The organism is Marmoricola sp. OAE513 (assembly GCF_040546585.1).
Lineage (GTDB): Bacteria > Actinomycetota > Actinomycetes > Propionibacteriales > Nocardioidaceae > Marmoricola.
In genome coordinates, this window is record NZ_JBEPOC010000001.1 from 1,601,129 (window position 1) to 1,619,503 (window position 18,375).

At 70.3% G+C, this 18,375-nt stretch carries 18 protein-coding genes; 8 read left to right on the plus strand and 10 right to left on the minus strand.

Annotated features, from left to right (window positions below):
- Positions 1 to 11 precede the first annotated feature (11 nt).
- Genes ABIE44_RS08180 through ABIE44_RS08195 form a run of 4 tightly spaced genes read left to right on the plus strand, consistent with a single transcriptional unit; the run spans position 12 to position 3,273 of the window.
- Complete coding sequence (locus ABIE44_RS08180; protein ID WP_209719674.1) at positions 12 to 566, plus strand: TlpA family protein disulfide reductase; 555 nt, start codon at positions 12 to 14, stop codon at positions 564 to 566.
- Positions 563 to 1,204 carry an SCO family protein gene (locus ABIE44_RS08185; protein ID WP_209719671.1) on the plus strand — a complete coding sequence of 214 codons (642 nt, stop codon included), beginning with the start codon at positions 563 to 565 and terminating at the stop codon, positions 1,202 to 1,204. The genes ABIE44_RS08180 and ABIE44_RS08185 overlap by 4 nt, the downstream gene beginning before the upstream one ends.
- A gap of 42 nt (positions 1,205 to 1,246) precedes the next feature.
- Complete coding sequence (locus ABIE44_RS08190; protein ID WP_354437931.1) at positions 1,247 to 2,434, plus strand: pyridoxal phosphate-dependent aminotransferase; 1,188 nt, start codon at positions 1,247 to 1,249, stop codon at positions 2,432 to 2,434.
- Positions 2,431 to 3,273: an MOSC domain-containing protein gene (locus ABIE44_RS08195; RefSeq protein ID WP_209719667.1), complete on the plus strand. Its 843-nt coding sequence runs from the start codon at positions 2,431 to 2,433 to the stop codon at positions 3,271 to 3,273. The genes ABIE44_RS08190 and ABIE44_RS08195 overlap by 4 nt, the downstream gene beginning before the upstream one ends.
- Positions 3,274 to 3,333: 60 nt before the next feature.
- Here the strand turns inward: ABIE44_RS08195 and ABIE44_RS08200 are convergent, their stop codons facing one another.
- Together ABIE44_RS08200 and ABIE44_RS08205 are read right to left on the minus strand one after the other, a co-directional pair.
- Entirely contained in the window at positions 3,334 to 4,395 is a 1,062-nt protein-coding gene (locus ABIE44_RS08200) for a polysaccharide deacetylase family protein (RefSeq protein WP_354437932.1), read from the minus strand.
- 12 nt (positions 4,396 to 4,407) lie between these two features.
- Complete coding sequence (locus ABIE44_RS08205) at positions 4,408 to 5,007, minus strand: TetR/AcrR family transcriptional regulator (protein ID WP_209719660.1); 600 nt, start codon at positions 5,005 to 5,007, stop codon at positions 4,408 to 4,410.
- 53 nt (positions 5,008 to 5,060) lie between these two features.
- On the opposite strand from ABIE44_RS08205, the gene ABIE44_RS08210 reads away from it, so the two are divergent.
- From ABIE44_RS08210 to ABIE44_RS08225, 4 genes are all read left to right on the plus strand, one after another.
- On the plus strand, positions 5,061 to 6,299 hold the full coding sequence (locus ABIE44_RS08210) for a cytochrome P450 (protein WP_209719656.1): 1,239 nt from the start codon (positions 5,061 to 5,063) through the stop codon (positions 6,297 to 6,299).
- A gap of 75 nt (positions 6,300 to 6,374) precedes the next feature.
- Positions 6,375 to 7,046 (plus strand): hypothetical protein, encoded by a 672-nt coding sequence (locus ABIE44_RS08215; RefSeq protein ID WP_209719654.1) that lies wholly within the window; start codon positions 6,375 to 6,377, stop codon positions 7,044 to 7,046.
- Positions 7,047 to 7,084: 38 nt separating this feature from the next.
- A complete protein-coding gene (locus ABIE44_RS08220) occupies positions 7,085 to 7,696 on the plus strand; it encodes a hypothetical protein (RefSeq protein WP_209719651.1) in 612 nt (203 codons plus the stop codon).
- A 7-nt stretch (positions 7,697 to 7,703) separates the two neighbouring features.
- Entirely contained in the window at positions 7,704 to 8,297 is a 594-nt protein-coding gene (locus ABIE44_RS08225) for a hypothetical protein (protein WP_209719648.1), read from the plus strand.
- A gap of 3 nt (positions 8,298 to 8,300) precedes the next feature.
- Here the strand turns inward: ABIE44_RS08225 and ABIE44_RS08230 are convergent, their stop codons facing one another.
- The 8 genes from ABIE44_RS08230 to ABIE44_RS08265 all read right to left on the minus strand — a co-directional run bounded on the left by ABIE44_RS08230 (position 8,301) and on the right by ABIE44_RS08265 (position 18,342).
- Positions 8,301 to 9,053: an enoyl-CoA hydratase family protein gene (locus tag ABIE44_RS08230; RefSeq protein WP_209719645.1), complete on the minus strand. Its 753-nt coding sequence runs from the start codon at positions 9,051 to 9,053 to the stop codon at positions 8,301 to 8,303.
- Positions 9,054 to 9,145: 92 nt separating this feature from the next.
- On the minus strand, positions 9,146 to 10,312 hold the full coding sequence (locus ABIE44_RS08235; RefSeq protein WP_209719642.1) for an acyl-CoA dehydrogenase family protein: 1,167 nt from the start codon (positions 10,310 to 10,312) through the stop codon (positions 9,146 to 9,148).
- Positions 10,309 to 12,294: an ATP-binding protein gene (locus tag ABIE44_RS08240; RefSeq protein ID WP_209719640.1), complete on the minus strand. Its 1,986-nt coding sequence runs from the start codon at positions 12,292 to 12,294 to the stop codon at positions 10,309 to 10,311. Before ABIE44_RS08240 ends, ABIE44_RS08235 begins: the two co-directional genes overlap by 4 nt.
- Positions 12,295 to 12,302: 8 nt before the next feature.
- The gene (locus tag ABIE44_RS08245) at positions 12,303 to 13,880 is read right to left on the minus strand and encodes an acyl-CoA carboxylase subunit beta (protein ID WP_209723491.1); all 1,578 of its coding nucleotides are present in this window, start codon (positions 13,878 to 13,880) and stop codon (positions 12,303 to 12,305) included.
- A 59-nt stretch (positions 13,881 to 13,939) separates the two neighbouring features.
- Entirely contained in the window at positions 13,940 to 15,082 is a 1,143-nt protein-coding gene (locus ABIE44_RS08250) for an acyl-CoA dehydrogenase family protein (protein WP_209719637.1), read from the minus strand.
- A 106-nt stretch (positions 15,083 to 15,188) separates the two neighbouring features.
- A complete protein-coding gene (locus ABIE44_RS08255) occupies positions 15,189 to 16,943 on the minus strand; it encodes an acyclic terpene utilization AtuA family protein (RefSeq protein ID WP_209719634.1) in 1,755 nt (584 codons plus the stop codon).
- Positions 16,940 to 17,728, minus strand: coding sequence for a TIGR03084 family metal-binding protein (locus ABIE44_RS08260; RefSeq protein WP_209719631.1), 789 nt, complete (start codon positions 17,726 to 17,728; stop codon positions 16,940 to 16,942). Before ABIE44_RS08260 ends, ABIE44_RS08255 begins: the two co-directional genes overlap by 4 nt.
- The gene (locus tag ABIE44_RS08265) at positions 17,728 to 18,342 is read right to left on the minus strand and encodes a TetR/AcrR family transcriptional regulator (protein ID WP_354437933.1); all 615 of its coding nucleotides are present in this window, start codon (positions 18,340 to 18,342) and stop codon (positions 17,728 to 17,730) included. The genes ABIE44_RS08260 and ABIE44_RS08265 overlap by 1 nt, the downstream gene beginning before the upstream one ends.
- Positions 18,343 to 18,375 lie beyond the last annotated feature (33 nt).

The window sequence follows — 18,375 nt, forward strand, 5'->3', positions numbered from 1 at the left end:
ACCATCTCCGGGTGTTCCGCCCTCCCCGCTCGCGCGTCCCCGCGGCAGCGCTCGCCCTGCTCGGCGGCGTGCTCGTGCTCACCGCCTGCGGCGAGGACAGCTACCGCGACAGCTCGGCCGGGCAGAAGGCGCCGACCGTGACCCGCGGCTGGAGCGCTGTCGATCCGATCGCGGTCGACTTCCCGACCGACGACCCGCTCGGTGACGGCGCGACCCTGCCGACCGGCGACGAGCCGTACCTGGTCAACATCTGGGCCAGCTGGTGCGTGCCGTGCAAGACAGAGCTCCCGCTGCTGCAGTCCGTGGCCGCGAGCGGTGCACTCGACGTCGTCGGCTTCAGCCGCGACCGCTCCGCCGGCAACGCCGAGGAAGCCCTGGCCGACGCCGACGTCACCTATCCCAATTGGCTCGACAGCGGCGCCGACCTGGTCGTCGCCCTCGACGGTCGTGTCCCGCTGAGTGCCGTCCCCTCGACCGTCCTGGTGCGCGACGGCAGGGTCGTCGCGGTCCACGTCGGTGAGCTCAAGTCCCGTTCCGAAGTCCTGCAAGCCCTGGAGCAGAAGTGAACCCGAAGCGTGTCCTGGTCGCCGTTGCCGCTGCGGTGACGGCTCTGACCCTCCTCTCCGCTTGCGGCGGCGAGGAGAAGGGCGTCGACATCCACGGCACCGTCCTGGACGCCAGCCGTCCGGTGGCGGCCGACGAGCTGACCACGACCGACGGCGGCACCTTCTCCTTGGTCGACGACAGCACGAAGCCCCTCACGCTCGTGTTCTTCGGCTACACGCGCTGCCCGGACATCTGCCCCGCGGTGATGTCGTCGGTCGCCGCCGGCCTGACCAAGCTCAGCGACGCGCAGCGCAAGCAGGTGCAGCTTGTCTTCGTCACCACGGACCCGAAGCGCGACACCGACAAGGTCCTCGCCGACTACGTCAGCCGCTTCGACCCGTCCTTCCGTGCACTCACCGGGGACATCCGGACCATCTCGAAGGTGGCGCTCTCCCTCGGCGTCTTCGTCGACAAGGGCGAGGCCCTCCCCGGCGGCGGCTACGACCCGAACAGCCACGGCGCCAACGTCATCGGGATCAACGCCGAGCACCGGGCGCTGATCGCGTGGGACGGCGAGACGTCCCCGTCGCAGTTCGCGAGCGACTTCGAGTTCCTGGTCACCAAGAAGCCCGACCGGCTCGAGGGACCGAACGGGTAGGAGCCCGAGGGGGGCACGGCGGACGGGCACTACCGTGTCACTGTGACCGGTCAGACCCAGCAGCGCCTTCAGGTGGCAGCCCGCGCGAACGTGCCGCCGTTCCACGTGATGGACCTGCTGGCCGCGGCCCAGACCCGCGCCGCGAGCCACGGCGACCTGGTGAACTTCGTCGCCGGTCAGCCGTCCACGGGTGCGCCGCGTCCGGTGCGCGAGGAAGCCAAGCGCCTGCTCGACGAGGACCTGCTCGGGTACAGCGTCGCCACCGGGATCCCGGAGCTGCGCCGGGCGATCGCCGAGCACCACCGGCGTACGTCGGGCATCGAGGTGGACGCCGAGGACATCGTGGTGACCACCGGGTCCTCGGGCGGGTTCCTCCTCGCCTTCCTGGCGGCGTTCGAGCCGGGTGACCGCGTCGTGATGGCCCGGCCCGGGTACCCCTGCTACCGCAACGTGCTGACCGCGCTCGGGTGTGAGGTCGTCGAGATCGACTGCGGCCCCGAGACCCGGTTCCAGCCGACGGTCGAGCTGCTCGAGGCAGCAGCGTCGTCTGCGGGGGGTCCGGTCGCCGGCCTGGTGATCGCCTCTCCCGCGAACCCGACCGGCACGATGATCGCGCCCGAGGAGCTGGCTGCGATCGCTGCGTGGTGCGAGCAGAACGGCGTACGGCTGATCTCCGACGAGATCTACCACGGCATCACCTACGGGGGTGCCGGCACGTCGTCGGCGTGGCAGACCTCGCGCACCGGGGTCATCTTCGGGTCGTTCTCGAAGTACTTCTCGATGACCGGCTGGCGGCTCGGCTGGATGGTCGTCCCCGGGGACCTGCGCCGTCCGGTCGACGTGCTCACCGGCAACTTCACGATCTGCCCCCCGGTGATCTCCCAGTACGCCGCCGTCGCCGCGTTCACCCCGGAGTCGTACGCCGAGCTCGACGGCCACGTCAACCGGTACGCCGCCAACCGCGCCCTGCTCCTCGAACGTCTGCCGCGGCTCGGGGTCGACCGGCTCGCCCCTGCCGACGGCGCGTTCTACGTGTACGCCGACATCAGCCACCTCACCGACGACAGCTACTCCTGGTGCCAGCGCCTGCTCGCCGAGACCGGTGTCGCCACCGCGCCCGGCATCGACTTCGACACCCGGCGCGGCAACGAGTTCGTCCGGCTCTCCTTCGCCGGGAGCGCCGAGGAGATCACCCGCGGCCTGGACCGGCTCGAGGGTTGGTTGCGATGACGCTGACCCTGCGCGGCATCAACGTGCACCCGGTCAAGAGCACGGCGATCCGGCCGCTGACCACCGCCGAGGTGCTGCCCTGGGGACTGGCCGGGGACCGCCGGTGGATGGTCGTCGACAACGGCGGCACGTTGGTCAGTGCGCGCGAGCTGCGGACCCTCTTCCACGTCGTCGCCGACACCCCCGAGACCGAGCCAGGCCTGCCGGCGCCGTTGCGACTGCGCTCGCGCGGGCACGAGCCGATCGACGTCGTCGAGCCGGACTCCGCCCTCATCGACCTGCGGATGTTCAGCAACGACCTGCAGGGCCGGCCGGCCGACGAGTCGGCGCACCAGTGGCTGCGCGCCGTCACCGGTCGCCCCGACCTGCGCCTGGTCTGGTGCGACGACCCCGAGCGCCGGCGGTTCGAGCGGGAGTGGGCAGTCGCGACCGACCACGCGCCGTACACGGACAGCTGCCCGGTGACGCTGGCGTCGCTCGCGTCCCTGAACCAGCTCAACGACTGGATCGCTGCCGGAGCCCTCGAGCGCGGCGAGGAAGCACCCGCGCCGCTGCCGATCGAGAGGTTCCGCCCGAACGTGGTGATCGACGGCGACCACCCGTTCGCGGAGGACGGCTGGACCCGGGTGCAGATCGGCGAGGTCGCGTTCCGGGTCCCCAAGCGGGTGGACCGGTGCGTCATGACGACGATCTCCTCGACCGACCTCACCTCGACCAAGGAACCGATCCGGACCTTGGCGAAGCACCGGCTGCACGACGGAGCGACCTGGTTCGCGGTCCACCTGATCCCGCTGAACGCGGGTCGGATCGCCGTCGGCGACCCCGTCACCTTCGCGTAGGGCGGGGCTACGACGCGTCGTTGCTGAAGATCGACGCCTTCACGTCGGTGCGCACGATCCTCAGACCACGGGCCTGGTCGAACCGCAGCACGACGTCCTCGATCGCCTCGTCCTCTCGGCGTCGTCGGCGACCGGGATCGAGAACCACGCGGTTCGGACGCCACGCGGGAACGACACGGTCACGAGCACCGGGGTGTAGTCCGACCCGGCCTTCGCGCTGCCGTCTGCGGTCCGCACCCGGACGCTGACCGGACGCGAGGTCGGTCGGTCCAGGTCGAGCCGGACGCGGACGGGTGTTGCTCCGTCCTCGGTGCCGGAGAGCACGGTGGCGCGCAGCTTCGGTGAGGGGTACGCGACACCGCCGCCGGGGCCGATCTCGCTGAAGCAGTAGCCGCGCTTCTTGGCGACCCGGATGATCTTGGAGACCGCCTTCACCGAGTTCGGCGAGTTCGTGACGCCGTCGTGCTGCAGCACGATGTTCTTCTTGTGCGGGCGGAGCGCGCGGAGCACCCGGTTCGCGATCTGTCCGGAGCTTCCGCTCGACCAGTCCAGCGAGTCGACCGTCCAGAGCACCGGCACCAGGCCGACCTTCTTGACGTCCTTGCTCACCCGCTTGTTGATCGCGCCGTACGGCGGCCGCATCAGGTTGCTCGGAGTGATGCCGTGGGTCTTCATCGTGTGCCGTGTCCGGGTCAGCTCGCCGCGCACGGTCCTGTTCGAGAGCGCGGGCAGCTCGCGGTGGTCCCAGGTGTGGTTGCCGATGACGAAGCCGGAGCGTTGCACCAGGCGGGCCGTCGCGGGCGACGACTTCACCCGCGAGCCGACCATGAAGAAGGTCGCGGGCACGTCGTGCGCCAGCAACGTCCGCACGAGCCTCGGGGTGACCGAGGCGGAAGGGCCGTCGTCGAAGGTGAGCGCCACCAGGCCGGCACGGCAAGCCTTGGTCTTCGGCGCCTGCTGGACCTTCACCGCGAGCGGTGTCGTCCGGAACGCGACGGTCGCCAGGTCGGCGACGCCGCGGGCGTCGGCGGGTCCGGTGGAGGTGCTCACCGCCGAAGCGCCGAGCGCAGCTGTCAGCAACGCCAGCGCCGCGGTGAGCGCTCCGAGAGCGGTGCGATGCATGCCCCCAGGATTTCAGGCCGCGAGGGCTCCCGTGAGCACATTCACCAGGTGTTCCACGAATCGTTCGTGCCCCAGGCGCTGACGAGCCCCCGCCTCGCGGGATCGGGCGCGTTCGGCGAGGGCTGCCGTAAGGAACGTCACCATCAGCGCGGCCCGCTCGCGGGCCAGAGGAGTTCCCAGCCGTGGTGCGAGGAGGCTGTCGAGGCGAGCGAGCTGGTCGCCGATCACGGTGCCGACCAGGACCTCGTTCGGCTCTCCGGCCCCGACACCGGACCAGCCCGCGACCTGTTCCATGATCCGCAGGAAGTCCCGACCGTCCTCGGTGGCCAGCAGGCTGGCGGTCGGGGCGACGATGGCATCTACCACCTGGCGGAGGTCGGCTCCGGCAGGTGGCACCTCGCGGCGACCCTCCATCGCTTCCATGTGCTTGGCGACGATCGCGGCGAGCAGGCCGGTGCGCGAACCGAAGTGGTAGCCGACCGCGGAGTCGTTGCGCTGCTCGGCGTCGCGGACGATGTCGCTCAGCTTCGCGCCGGCCACGCCGTCGCGGGCGAACCGCCGCTCGCCGGCACGCAGCAGGAGTGCTCGGGTCTGGGTTGCGTCGCGGGCCACAGTTGCACATACTAACGAGGTGTCTTATTAACAATCTCCGTTAGAAGGTGCTCGTGAGCGCGCTGTCCTACGACCCGCTGGACGTCGACTTCCTCGCCGACCCGTACCCGGCCTTCGCCTGGCTGCGCGAGAACGACCCCGTGCACCACCACCCCAAGGACGACCGCGCGCCCGCCTTCTGGGCACTGTCCCGGTTCGAGCACATCTGGGAGGCCGTGCGCCGTCCGGACCTGTTCTCCTCCGCGCAGGGCCTCACCTTCTTCCCCGATGAGATCGGTCAGCTCGGCATCCCTCCGACGATGGTGATGCTCGACCCGCCCGTGCAGACACAGCTGCGCAGCCTGATCGGTCGAGGCTTCACGCCCAAGCGGGTCACCGTCCTGGAGGACCGGATCCGCGATTTCGTCCGGGCGCGGCTCGACGACATGGGACGACGGTGGCGCGACGGCATGGGCGTCGACCTGCACGAGCACTTCTCCTCGACCATCCCGACGTACGTGCTGGCCGAGCTGTTCGGCATCCCGCTCGGCGACCAGGAGAAGTTCGCGCCCTGGGTGAACGCGCTGACCCAGCTGCAGAACGACGGCTTCTCCCTCGACCCGAACGGCTCGGCGACCGGGGCCGGGGCGCTCACCGCCATGGCCGAGATGATGGAGTACTTCACCGCCGCGATCGCCCACCGTCGTCAGAACCCGACTGACGACCTGCTCGGCGCCCTGGTCGCGGCGGAAGTGACCGACGAGAACGGGACCCACCGGCTCTCCGACTGGGACATCCTCGGCTTCTGCTTCGTCGTGGTCGCCGGGGGCAGCGACACCACCGCGAGCCTGATCACCCACGCGGTGACGCTCCTGGGTGACGCCCCCGAGCAGCGCCGGCTGCTGCTGGAGGACCCGAGCCTGATCTCCGGATCCCTCATCGAGTTCCTCCGCCTGGAGTCCTCGGTCCAGGGCCTGGCGCGCACCACCACGGCGGAGGTCACGATCGACGGCACCACGATCCCGGCCGGCGAGAAGGTGATGATGCTGTACGCCGCCGGCAACCGGGACCCGCGCGAGTTCGGCGAGACCGCCGACGCGCTCGACGTCCGCCGCGAGATCACCCGGCACCTCGCCTTCAGCAGCGGTCCGCACTTCTGCATCGGCACCCACCTGGCCCGACTTCAGGCCCGGGTGGCGCTCGAGGAGCTGCTCGCGCGCCACCCACAGGTCGCCGTGGATGCCGCTGCGGGCACACGGCACCAGTCGGCGTTCGTGCGGGGGTGGCTGTCTATTCCGGTCACCAGTTTGTAACGCCGGTTCATAGACTCCGGCGTTCCGGTTCGCCTACGGTCACAGTGTTAGGGGGACGTACTGGAGGTTCGGTTCATGAAGATTCGCACGCTCACCGTCGCTGCGGCGCTCACCGCCGGGCTGGGTGTCACCCTGGCGCCCGCGCAGGCGCTCACCCCGGAGCCGCCGAGCTCCACCGTCGCGACCGTCGACCCGGCCTCCGACGTCCAGCGCTACTCCACCCACGTCCCCGAGCCCCTGCCCCAGTACCCGGCACCGAACCAGACTCAGGGCGACATCACCGGCTCCCGGCTCACCCACAAGAGCAAGACGATCCGCCTGCGCCTGCGCTTCGCCGAGCTGGACAAGGTCGGCTACCTGCACGGCTACAGCATCCGCTTCCACGGAGCCAAGGTCGACCGGTCGGTGGTCTTCGCCGCCTACCCCGGCAAGCGGACGCCCATCGACCGGGTCGCGTACTGGCGCGGGGACAAGCCGGTCCTGCTCGGCAAGTTCGGCAACCCCCGGAAGTGCTCGGGCCTGAAGGCCACCATCAGCTACAAGTACGACAACGTGCTGGTCGTGATCCCGCGCAGGTGCCTCGGCAACCCGAGGTGGATCGAGGCGGGCCCCCGGGTCTCCACGAGGTTCGCGGGCGCGAACAGCTCCGAGGTCAACTACTTCGACGACGCGTACAGCAGCGGGGGCAAGATCGGCGACAAGGCGCCGCTCGGAGCCCGCGCCTACACCCCGAGCGCCTTGGACTGAGCTCGATCAGGTGGGCCTGCTCGCCTAGGCTCGGGCACATGAAGTCCTCCCGTGCAGTGGTCCTGCTCGCCCTCGTCGCTGCGCTCGCACTGACCGGCGGAACGGCTGGTGCGGCCACGTCCACGAAGAAGCCGAGCGGTGCGACGACGTACGACAAGGCAGGTGACGTCTACTTCACGACGACCGTCGCCGGTTCACTCCAGGTCCCCGGCGGCAAGGCCACCAAGCAGCGCAACGGCGACATCCGGACGGTCCGCGTCAAGCACACCGCGACCCAGGTACGCGTCCGCCTCCGGTACGTCGAGCTGGCCAGGTCCGGGACCCAGCACCTGCACGTCGTCCAGCTGACCACCTCGAAGAAGAAGGCCTACGAGGTCGACCTGTACGCCGGCCCCGGGGCCTGGCGCGGCGTCGGCGAGCTGGTCGACGCCCGCGGAGCCAGCAAGCGGTGCGCCCTGAAGTGGGACCTGGACTACCGGGCGAACACCGCGCTGATCGTGGTGCCGCGCAGCTGCATCGGCCGGCCCGGCTGGATTCGCGCCGGTGCCGGCACGACCAGCATGAGCGGGGACACCCGGTACGCCGACGACGGCCTGTCCGCGCGGAAGCCGGGGAGCGTGCTCGCGCTCGGACCGAAGCTCTACCGGTGAGGTGGACGTGAGCGCCTTCCGCCTGATCACCGCCGTCGTCGTAGGCGCCACCGTGCTGGTCGCCGCACCGGCGTCGGCCGACTCCAAGGTCCGCAGCGACGCGCGGCACGACGTCCGCTACGTGTCGAGGGACGACCAGGGAGACTTCGGCGGCCGATCGACTGCGATCCCGTCACGCCGTCTCGGCGACATCACCTCGCTGCGGGTGACCCACGGTCCGCGGAAGATCACCGCCACGCTGAAGTTCCGGGCGCTGCGGAAGGAGGGGTCGCACACGCACTGGTTCCAGCTGCGAACGCCCCGACGAACAGTGGACGTCTTCCTCCAGGCCGACCGCGAGAGCTGGAAGGGAAGCCGGCTGATCTACGAGCTGGGCGACGAGGACAACGAGTTCTCGTGCCGGTTCTCCCACCGGATCGACTACCGGGCCGACACCGTCACCGTGGTCGTTCCCCGGACGTGCCTGCTTCGCCCCGCGTTCGTCCGGGTCGGGGCCGAGACGATGATCGAGAGCGGCGGGCACCGGTTCTACGACAAGGCCCCGCAGCGGGGCGGCCCGTACAACGCCGGCCCACCGCGAGGACCTCGGGTCCACCGCTGAGGACTACTTCTTGGAGAGGAACGCGAGCATCGCCTCGCGCGCCTCGTCCGAACCGAACAGCCGCGCACTGAGCGCGATCATGTCCTCGGCGTTCTCCTCGAGGTAGTCGAGGACCTCGCGGGAGAGCACCTTCTTGGTCTCGCGCAGCCCTTGCGGGTGCGCCTTGCCGAGGTCGTCGCACGCCTGGGCGACGGCCGCGTCCAGGTCGGCGGCCGGCACGCTGCGGGTCACCAGGCCCATCGATGCTGCCTCGGTTGCGTCGAAGGTGCGCCCCGACAGGAACACGTCGTACGCCGCGCGTGGGCTGAGCCGCGGGATCAGCGTCAGCGAGATGACTGCGGGCGCCAGCGCGAGTCGTGACTCGGTCAGCGCGAAGGTGACGTCGTCCGCACAGATCACCAGGTCGCTGGAAGCCACGATGCCCAAACCGCCGGCGCGGACCGGACCGGCCAGACGGGTGACGATCGGCTTCGGGTGGTTGAGGATCACACGTTGCAGCTCGACGAGCGCGCCCGCCCCTTCGGTCATCGACCCGGCGGCCGCCTCGGAGAGGTCCGCCCCCGAGCAGAACACCCGGTCCGCCGAGCGCAGCACGACCACCCGGACCTCGTCGTCGTCGCCGGCGACCTCGAGCCGCTCGAACAGCTCGTTGACCAGCTGCCTCGAGAGTGCGTTCCGGTTGTGCGGCGAGTCCAGCGTGATCGTCGCGACACCGTTCTCGGCGGCGTAGTGGACCAGCTCGTCGTGCTCAGTCATCGGTTCTCCTTCGATCGGTCGTCGAGCTTGTCGAGAAATGGTGACCACATCTCGACAGGCTCGATGACCGGGTGGGTCGGGCGCATCGTCCGTCAGTACGACTTGGGCAGGCCGAGGCTGTGCATGGCCACGAAGTTGAGGATCATCTCGCGGCTCACTGGAGCGATCCGGCCGAGGCGGGCGGCCAGCAGCATGTTGCCGAGACCGTACTCCTGGGCCAGGCCGTTGCCGCCGTGGGTGTGCACCGCGACGTCGAGGGTGTTGCAGGCGACCTCGCCCCCGGAGTACTTGGCCATGTTCGCGTACTCGCCGGCAGCCATGTCGTCCCCGGCGTCGTACAGGGCGGCGGCCTTCTGCTGGAGCAGGCGCGACTGCTCCAGCTCGATCTTCGACTTCGCCAGCGGGTGCGCGATGCCCTGGTGGGTGCCGATGACGTCCTTCCAGACCTTGCGGGTCTTCGCGTACTCGACCGCCTTGGCCAGCGCGAACCGGGCCATGCCGTTGGAGAACGCCGCACCCATGATCCGCTCCGGGTTCAGGCCCGCGAACAGCTGCCACAAGCCGCCGTCCTCGTCGCCCACGAGGGAGGTGGCCGGTACCCGGACGTTGTCGAAGAACAGCGTGAACTGCTTCTCCGGTGCGTGGAAGTCCATCGGGATGACCTGGCGCTCGAGGCCCTTCGCGTCGGTGGGGACGATCATCAGCGCGGGCTTGAGCTTGCCCGTCTTGGCGTCCGCGGTCCGGGTCACGACCAGGATCGCGTCGGCCTCGTCGACACCGGAGATGTAGGTCTTCTGGCCGGTGATCACCCACTCGTCTCCGTCCTTGGTCGACGTCGTGGTGATCTGGTGGCTGTTGGACCCGGCGTCCGGCTCGGTGATCGCGAAGGCCATGATCATCGACCCGTCGGCGATCTTCGGCAGGTACTCCTGCTTCTGCGCCTCGGTGCCGCAGCGGCTGATGATCGTGCCGCAGATCGCCGGGCTGACCACCATCATCAGCAGCGGGGCACCGGCCGCGGCCAGCTCCTCGAGGACGGCCGCGAGGTCGGACATGCCGCCACCGCCCCCGCCGTACTCCTCGGGGATGTTCACGCCGAGGAAGCCGTGCTTGCCCATGTCCTGCCACAGCTCGGTCAGCTTGCCGTCGGTGCGGGTCTTCTCCGCGACGTAGCTGTGGCCGTAGCTGGTCGCGAGCTTGGCGACAGCCTCGCGCAGGGCGACCCGCTCGTCGGGCTCGGTGAACATCGTGCTGGTCATGCTTCTTCTCCTTCATCGGACGAAACCACAGCGAGCACGTCGCCCGCAGAAACCTGCTGGCCCACGGTCACGGCGATCTCCACGACACCGTCGCCCGGGGCACTGATCGAGTGCTGCATCTTCATCGCCTCGAGGACGAGCAGCGTCTGCCCCGCCTCGACGCTCGCGCCCGTCTCCACCGGGACCGCGATCACGGTGCCGGGCATCGGCGCCAGCAGCGACCCGGCGCTGACCTGTTCCGCCGGGTCGACGAAGCGAGGCACCACCTTGTACGACGCGGAGCCGAGCCCCGAGTCGACGTGCACGCTGTCACCGGCGATGCAGACCGCGTGCACGACCCGCACGCCGCCGACCTCGAGCACGACCTCGTCGGTGCCGGCCGCGAGAACCGCAGTGCCGTCGGTCAGCTCGTAACCGTCGCGGCCGCCGTACCAGGTGACGACGACGTCGTCTCCCCCGGTGGTCGGCGCCAGCGAGGTCTGCTGCGGCTGCGAGACGACGTTGCGCCAGGCGACCGGGATCCCCTGCTGGACCACGCGGGCGGAGCGGTCACGCTCGGCGAGGGCGATCGCTGCTGCCTGCGCAGCGCTCGTCGTGTCCGGGGTGGTCCCGGCCAGGTCGAAGGAGCCGAGGAAGTCGGTGCTCACGTCGCCGGCGAGCACGTCGTCGTCGCGCAGCAACCGCACCAGCAGGTCCCGGTTGGTGACCAGGCCGTGGATCCGCGCACGCTCCAGGATGCCCGCGAGGGTGCGGAAGGCCGCCGCGCGGGTGGGGCCCCAGACGATCACCTTGGCGAGCATCGCGTCGTAGTGCGTGCTGACCTCGCTCCCGGAGACGAAGCCGCTGTCGAGCCGGCTGCCGTAGGTGAGCAGCTGGTGGAACTCCCCCTCGCAGTCGATCTCGAAGGTGTCCAGGACACCGCTCTGCGGCTGGTAGTCCGCCGCCGGGTCCTCGGCGTACAGGCGCACCTCGACGGCGTGGCCGCGCGGGTGCGTCGGAGCGTTCGGCACCGTGCCGCCCTCGGCGACCCGGATCTGCGCCTCGACCAGGTCGATGCCGAAGACGGCCTCGGTGACCGGGTGCTCGACCTGGAGACGGGTGTTCATCTCCAGGAACGAGACCTTGGCGCCTCCGGCGGTTGAGCCGTCCCCGGTGGTTGAGCCTGTCGAAACCATGAACTCGACGGTCCCGGCGCCGACGTACCCGATCGCCCCGGCCGCGAGCCGCGCGCCCTCGTGCAGGGTCGCGCGGGTCTCGTCACTGAGTCCGAACGCCGGCGCCTCCTCCACGACCTTCTGGTGGCGCCGCTGCAGCGAGCAGTCACGCTCGCCGAGGACCAACACGTTGCCGTGGGTGTCGCCGACCACCTGCACCTCGACGTGGCGCCCGTTCTCCAGGTACGGCTCGCAGAAGACGGTGGCGTCGCCGAAGGCGCTCGCGGCCTCGTCGGAAGCGAGCTTCACCTCGCCGGCCAGAGCGGCCAGGTCGCGCACGATCCGCATACCGCGGCCGCCGCCACCCGCCGAGGCCTTCACCAGCAGGGGCAGGTCCGCCTCGGTCGCGTCCGCCGGGTCGATCTGGCCGAACACCGGGACGCCGGCCGCGGCCATCAGCTCCTTCGCCGCGATCTTCGAACCCATCGCGTCGATCGACTCCGGGGTCGGCCCGATCCAGGTCAGGCCGGCGGCGATGACGTCGCGCGCGAACCCGGCGTTCTCGGACAGGAAGCCGTACCCGGGGTGGATCGCGTCGGCTCCGGCCTTCTTCGCGGCCTCGATGACGAGGTCGCCGCGCAGGTACGTCTCGGCCGGCGTGCTGCCCGGCAGCCGTACGGCGAGGTCCGCCTCGCCGACGAACGGCAGCCCGGCGTCCGCGTCGGAGTAGACCGCGACGGTGCCGACGCCGAGGCGACGGGCGGTGGTGAAGACGCGTCGGGCGATCTCACCCCGGTTCGCGACGAGAATTCTGGTGATGGTCGTCATGTCTCCACTCACATCCGGAAGACGCCGAAGCGGTCCGTGCCCTCGATGGGCTTGTTGTTGATCACGGACAGGCAGATGCCCAGGACGGTGCGGGTGTCCCGCGGGTCGATGACGCCGTCGTCGTAGAGCATCCCGGACAGGAAGTACGGCGCACTCTGCTCCTCGATCTGCGCCTCGACGACGGCCTTGATCGCGGCGAAGCCCTCGCGGTCGAACTCCTCGCCCTTCGAGATCGCCGACTGCTCGGCGACGATCTCCAGGACGCCGGCGAGCTGGGCCGGCCCCATCACTGCGGACTTCGAGCTCGGCCAGGTGAAGAGGAAGCGCGGGTCGAAGGCGCGACCGTTCATCCCGTAGTTCCCGGCGCCGTACGAGGCGGCCATGATCACCGAGATGTGCGGGACCTTCGAGTTGGAGACCGCGTTGATCATCTGGGCGCCGTGCTTGATGATGCCGCCCTGCTCGTACTCCTTGCCGACCATGTAGCCGGTGGTGTTGTGCAGGAACAACAGGGGCGTGTCCGACTGGTTCGCCAGCTGGATGAACTGGGTCGCCTTCTGCGCCTCCTCGGAGAACAGCACGCCCTGGGCGTTAGCGAGGATGCCGACGGGGTTGCCGTGGATCTTCGCCCAGCCGGTGACCAGGGAGCCGCCGTACAGCGGCTTGAACTCGTCGAAGACCGCGCCGTTGCTCTCGGAGCGCCCGTCGGCGATGCGCGCGATGACGTCCCGCGGGTCGAAGGGTTCCTTGAGATCGGTCGGGATCAGGTCGAGGAGGCCGTCGGGGTCCTGCTCGGGCTCGGCGTACCCGGTCGTCGAGCCGCCCCTGGTCGTCGAGCTTGCCGAGACGCCCTTCTCCACCTTCTTCAGCCGGGCCACGATCCGCCGACCGATCCGGATCGCGTCGTGCTCGTCGACGGCCAGGTAGTCCGCGAGGCCGGACGTGCGCGCGTGCATCTCCGCACCGCCGAGCGACTCGTCGTCGGACTCCTCACCGGTGGCCATCTTCACCAGGGGTGGTCCGCCGAGGAAGACCTTCGCCTGCTCCTTCACCATCACGGTGTAGTCGCTCATGCCGGGGACGTAGGCGCCGCCGGCCGTGGAGTTGCCGAAGACCAGCGCGATCGTCGGTTCCTTCCGGGCGCTCGCGCGGGTGATGTCGCGGAAGAGCTTGCCGCCCGGGATGAAGATCTCCTTCTGGGTGGGCAGGTCCGCACCGCCGGACTCGACCAGCGACACGGTCGGCAGGCCGTTCTCCTCCGCGATCTGCGAGGCCCGGAAGATCTTCTTCACCGTCCACGGGTTCGAGGCGCCACCCTTCACGGTCGGGTCGTTGGCCGTGATCATGACCTCGACGCCCTCGACCACGCCGATACCGGTGACCACGCTCGCACCGACGGCGAAGTCGGAGCCCCAGCCGGCGAGCGGGGAGAGCTCGAGGAAGGCCGAGCCCGGGTCGATGAGCAGCTCGATCCGCTCGCGCGGAAGCAGCTTGCCGCGCTTGCGGTGCCGGGCAATGGCCTTCTCGCCGCCGCCGGCGACCGCCTTGGCGTGCTCAGCGTCGAGGGACTCGATCTTCGCGAGCATGGACTCGCGCCGACTCCCGGTCGCCTCCTCGGCAGGCTCGACCACCGTTGCTTCTTCGGTCACGATGCGTACCCCATCAGTCGTGCGGCCAGGTCGGAGAGGACTTCGGTGGCGCCACCACCGATCGGCAGGATCCGGGAGTCCCGGTAGTGCCGCTCGACCTCGGTGCCGTGCATGTAGCCGGCGCCGCCGTGCAGCTGGACGGCCGAGTCGACGACCGCCTCGCACGCCTCGACCGCCGTCTGCTTGGCCAGGCAGGCCTCGGCGATGACGTTCTCCCCGTTGACGTGGCGGGCGATCACCTCGTGCGTGTAGCTGCGCGAGATCTCGACCAGGCGGCGCATCTCGAGGAGCTTGTGCCGGACGACCTGGTTGGCGATCAGCGGCTTGCCGAACGTCTGCCGGTCGCGGCAGTACTGCGCGGTGAGCTCGAGAGCCCGACCGGCGATGCCGTAGCCGTGCACCGCGAGGCCGATCCGCTCGACCACGAACTGCTCGGCGATGTAGTAGAACCCCTGGTTCTCCTCACCGACCAGGTTGGTCGCGGGAACCCGTACGTCGACGTACGCCAGCTCCGCGGTGTCCGAGCAGTGCCAGCCCATCTTCGCGAGCTTGCGGTCAACGGTGAACCCAGGCGTGTCCTTGTCCACGACGATCAGCGAGATGCCGGCGTGGCCAGGGCCGCCGGTGCGGACCGCGGTCGTCACGAAGTCAGCGCGCACGCCGGAGGTGATGAAGGTCTTCGCGCCGTTGATGACGTAGTGGTCCCCGTCCCGCACAGCGGTGGTCGTGATGCCCGCGACGTCGGACCCGCCGTTCGGCTCGGTCACCGCCAGCGACCCGATCAGGTCGCCGGTCAACGTCGGGCGGACGTAGCGGTCGATCAGGTCGGCGCTGCCGTTGGCCACGATGTGCGGCAGGGCGATGCCGTGCGTGAAGAGACCGGCCATCAGACCCGAGGAGGCACCCGCGGCGAAGAACGCCTCCTGCATCGCGGTCGCGTCCGCGAGGTCGCCGCCGTCGCCGCCGGCCTCCTCGGGAAAGCCGAGTCCGAGCAGCCCCGCCTTCGCGGCGACCTGGTGCAGGGAGCGCGGGATCTCTTGGGTGTCCTCCCACTCCTGCAGGTGCGGGCTGATCTCACGTTCGACGAAGGTGCGCGTGCTCGCCTGCAGCGCGAGGCGGTCCTCGGTGTAGAGGGTCATGCCGTGGTCCTCTCCGGGCTTCCAACCCATTCCTTGCAGAACAACCCGATGTTTCGGGTCGATGAGGCGGTTTCCCGTGTTCCCCCGGGAAACCGCCCCCTGTAGCTCACAGCAGCTCCTCGGGGATGTTCACGTGACGGCTCCGCAGCCACTCGCCGACGGCCTTCGCCTGGGGGTCGAAGCGGGTGCTCGCGGCGACGCCGTCGCCGAGCAGGCCGCGGATGAGCACGTTCACGCCGCCGAGGTTCGGCAGCGGGTACACCTCGACCGCGAGCTCGGCGGCCTCGGGGAGAAGGGTGCGAATCGCGTCGGGCGTGATCAGGTGCAGGAGCCAGCCGATCCGCGCTGCACGCTTCTCGTCGCGCGGACCGCCGACCCAGAGTCCGACGTTCGCGTCGCCGCCCTTGTCGCCGGAGCGGGCGTGCACGAAGGTGCCGAGCGGGTGCACCGAGGTCGGCGAGTCCGACCCGGGCAGGCGCGGCTCGACCGGAGCGCCGGCGTCTGCACCCGGCGTCACGGTGGCCAGCTCGGTGGGTCCGTCGATCTCGATCGTCCGGTCGTCCCACAGGTGCACGGTCTCGGTGACCGCGCTGCGGTCGACGTACGCCGGCCGGTAGATCCCGTACGGCGAGCCGCGTCCCGGCGGCGCCGTCAGCGTGAAGCCCGGGTACGACGCCAGCGCGAGCTCGACGGCGGCTGCGGTGAACGGCTTGCCGACGGCGTCCGCCGACGGGTCCTTCACGGTCACCCGCAGGAGGCAGGACGCGCCCTCCTCGGTGTCGGCGTCGGCCTGCGGGCGGGCCCCCATCGACCAGGTGACGCTCGCCGGCGCCCCTCCCTGCTGACCCTGCGCCGCGAGCCGGGCGTCCAGCTGGGTGCGCAGCCAGTCCGCCTTCGCATCGATGTCGAGGCCGGTGAGCACGAACTCCATCTGGTTGCGGAAACCACCGAGCTCGTTCACGCACACCTTGAGCTGCTCGGGCGGCGGCGTGCCGCGGACGCCGGAGACGCGGACCCGGTCAGGGCCGTCGTCCTCGAGGCTGATGGTCGCCAGGTCGGTGGTCACGTCCGGGCCGAGGTACAGGGTGGACTGGATCTCGTAGACGAGCTGCGCGGTGACGGTGTCGACGGAGACGACGCCCCCGGTGCCCGCGTGCTTGGTGACGACGAACGACCCGTCGGCGGCGACCTCGGCGAGCGGGAAGCCCAGCGGCGTGGCGTCGTGCGGGAGGGAGAGGAAGCCGGAGAAGTTGCCACCGGTCGCCTGGGTGCCGCACTCGATGACGTGGCCGGCCACCACGGCACCGGCGAGCTCGTCGTACGACGTCCGGGTCCAGCCGTGGTGCGCGATCGCGGGCCCGACGACGACCGAGGCGTCGGTGACCCGGCCGGTCACGACGATGTCGGCGCCCTCCTCGAGCGCTCGGGCGATCCCGAAGGCGCCGAGGTAGGCGTTCGCGGTGAGGGCTCCCCCGAGACCGAGCTCGGCCGCCCGCGGGGCCAGGTTGTCACCGTCGACGTACGCGATCTTCGCCTCGAGTCCGAGGGTTGCGGTGACCTCGGTGAGCTTGGCAGCGAGACCGGCCGGGTTGAGGCCGCCGGCGTTGGCGACGAGCTTCACCCCTCGTTCGAGCGCGAGCCCGAGGCAGTCGGCGACCTGCGCGACGAAGGTCCGCGCGTACCCGAGCGAGGGGTCCTTCATCTGGTCCTTGCCGAGGATGAGCATCGTCAGCTCGGCCAGGTAGTCGCCGGTCAGGTAGTCCAGGCTCGACTCACCCGGGGCTCCCTCGAGCATCTCGCGCATCGCCGAGAGGCGGTCGCCGTAGAAGCCCGAGCAGTTTCCGATTCGTGCGACGCTCATGCGCTGGCCTCGCGTCCGGCCCCCGACGGCCCGGCGAACGCCTGCGCGACGTCCAGCCACCGGTCCACGTCCGCCCCGTTCGCGACCAGGTCGAGGTCGTCGCGGTGCCGGCGCTGGGTGACCAGCAGGCAGAAGTCGTACGCCGACCCGGTCAGCGTCTGCGCGGCGTCCTCGGGGCCGTAGGACCAGACCTCCCCGGACGGCGCGACCAGGTCGATCCGGAACTCCTCGGCCGGAGGTTCGAGCTCGTGCACGCCGAAGGAGAAATTCCGGGTCCGGACACCGAGGTGGGCGACGTGACGGATCCGGTCGGTCGGCTCGTAGCGCAGACCGAGGGCGTCGTACACGTCGAGCGAGTGAGCCCAGGTCTCCATGAACCTGGCGGTCGCCATCGAGGCCGGACTCATCGGCGGTCCGAACCACGGCAGCTTCTGCCCCTCGGGGAACTCGCGCAGCATGGTGACCAGCGCGGGACGCCCGTCCTTCCACCAGGCGAAGATCTCGGCGCCGGGCTTCTCGGCCTCGCGGAACGCCTCGGCGTCGACGAATCCGAGAGGATCCTCGAACCCCTTCATCACCAGCGCGTCCCAGGCTTCCTTGTCGGTGCCCGCGGCGATCGCTGCGACGTCGGTCCAGGCGAGGTGCGCGATCGTGGTCGCGATGTCCCAACCCTCCGCCGGGGTCGGGGTGCGCCAGCCCTGCTCGTCGAGCGGGGCGACGAGCTTCTCCAGGGCGTCGCCCTCGGCGCTCAGGTCGGCCAGGACTCCTTCGAGGACAGCGTTCATCAGTTCTCCTTGGTCCGGCGGGGCAGCTCGTCCTCGAGCACCACGGCCCAGCGGTCGAGGATCCTGGTGCGACGGGCGCGGTCGTTGCTGATCGTGTTGGCGAGGCCGAGGCCGCGGATGAGGTCGAGGGTCGCCTGCACCAGCTCGCGCGCGCCGGGCTGGGACTCGTCGGCGTCGAGCATCTCGACGGTGAGCTTGTGGGTCTCGCGACCCGTGGTGCGCTCGAAGGGTCCGAGCGCTGAGAGCAGCGCCTCGTCGGCGCGCGCCGCGACCCAGAGCTCGAGCGCGGCGACGAAGACGTCGGAGGTGAAGTGCTCCCCGAGCATCTCCAGGACCGCCCGGGTACGCCGGCTGCCCGTGGGAAGCGCCGCGGCCGCCTGGGCGAGCTCGTCGCGGCGTACCAGGGCCAGGTGCTCGACAGCAGCCACCACCAGGTCGTTCTTGGTCGGGAAGTGGTGCAGCTGGGCGCCGCGGCTGACACCTGCACGCTGGGAGATGAGCGTGGTCGAGGTTCCGGCCCAGCCGTACTCGGCCAGGCAGCCGACGGTGGCCTCGAGCAGGCGCAGCCGCATGGCACGCGTCCGCTCCTCCTGGGTCACCCGGGTGGTCGTCACCCGGTCATCGTGGGCCCCCCAGCAACAAACAGT

Excerpts from the sequence above, each read along its gene's own strand:
- ABIE44_RS08260 (WP_209719631.1), bottom strand. The coding sequence starts at position 17,728 with ATGAACGCTGTCCTCGAAGGAGTCCTGGCCGACCTGAGCGCCGAGGGC.
- ABIE44_RS08245 (WP_209723491.1), bottom strand. The coding sequence starts at position 13,880 with ATGCTCGCGAAGATCGAGTCCCTCGACGCTGAGCACGCCAAGGCGGTC.
- ABIE44_RS08200 (WP_354437932.1), bottom strand. The coding sequence starts at position 4,395 with ATGCATCGCACCGCTCTCGGAGCGCTCACCGCGGCGCTGGCGTTGCTG.
- ABIE44_RS08240 (WP_209719640.1), bottom strand. The coding sequence starts at position 12,294 with ATGACGACCATCACCAGAATTCTCGTCGCGAACCGGGGTGAGATCGCC.
- ABIE44_RS08235 (WP_209719642.1), bottom strand. The coding sequence starts at position 10,312 with ATGACCAGCACGATGTTCACCGAGCCCGACGAGCGGGTCGCCCTGCGC.
- ABIE44_RS08220 (WP_209719651.1), top strand. The coding sequence starts at position 7,085 with ATGAAGTCCTCCCGTGCAGTGGTCCTGCTCGCCCTCGTCGCTGCGCTC.
- ABIE44_RS08250 (WP_209719637.1), bottom strand. The coding sequence starts at position 15,082 with ATGACCCTCTACACCGAGGACCGCCTCGCGCTGCAGGCGAGCACGCGC.
- ABIE44_RS08230 (WP_209719645.1), bottom strand. The coding sequence starts at position 9,053 with ATGACTGAGCACGACGAGCTGGTCCACTACGCCGCCGAGAACGGTGTC.
- ABIE44_RS08195 (WP_209719667.1), top strand. The coding sequence starts at position 2,431 with ATGACGCTGACCCTGCGCGGCATCAACGTGCACCCGGTCAAGAGCACG.
- ABIE44_RS08215 (WP_209719654.1), top strand. The coding sequence starts at position 6,375 with ATGAAGATTCGCACGCTCACCGTCGCTGCGGCGCTCACCGCCGGGCTG.
- ABIE44_RS08255 (WP_209719634.1), bottom strand. The coding sequence starts at position 16,943 with ATGAGCGTCGCACGAATCGGAAACTGCTCGGGCTTCTACGGCGACCGC.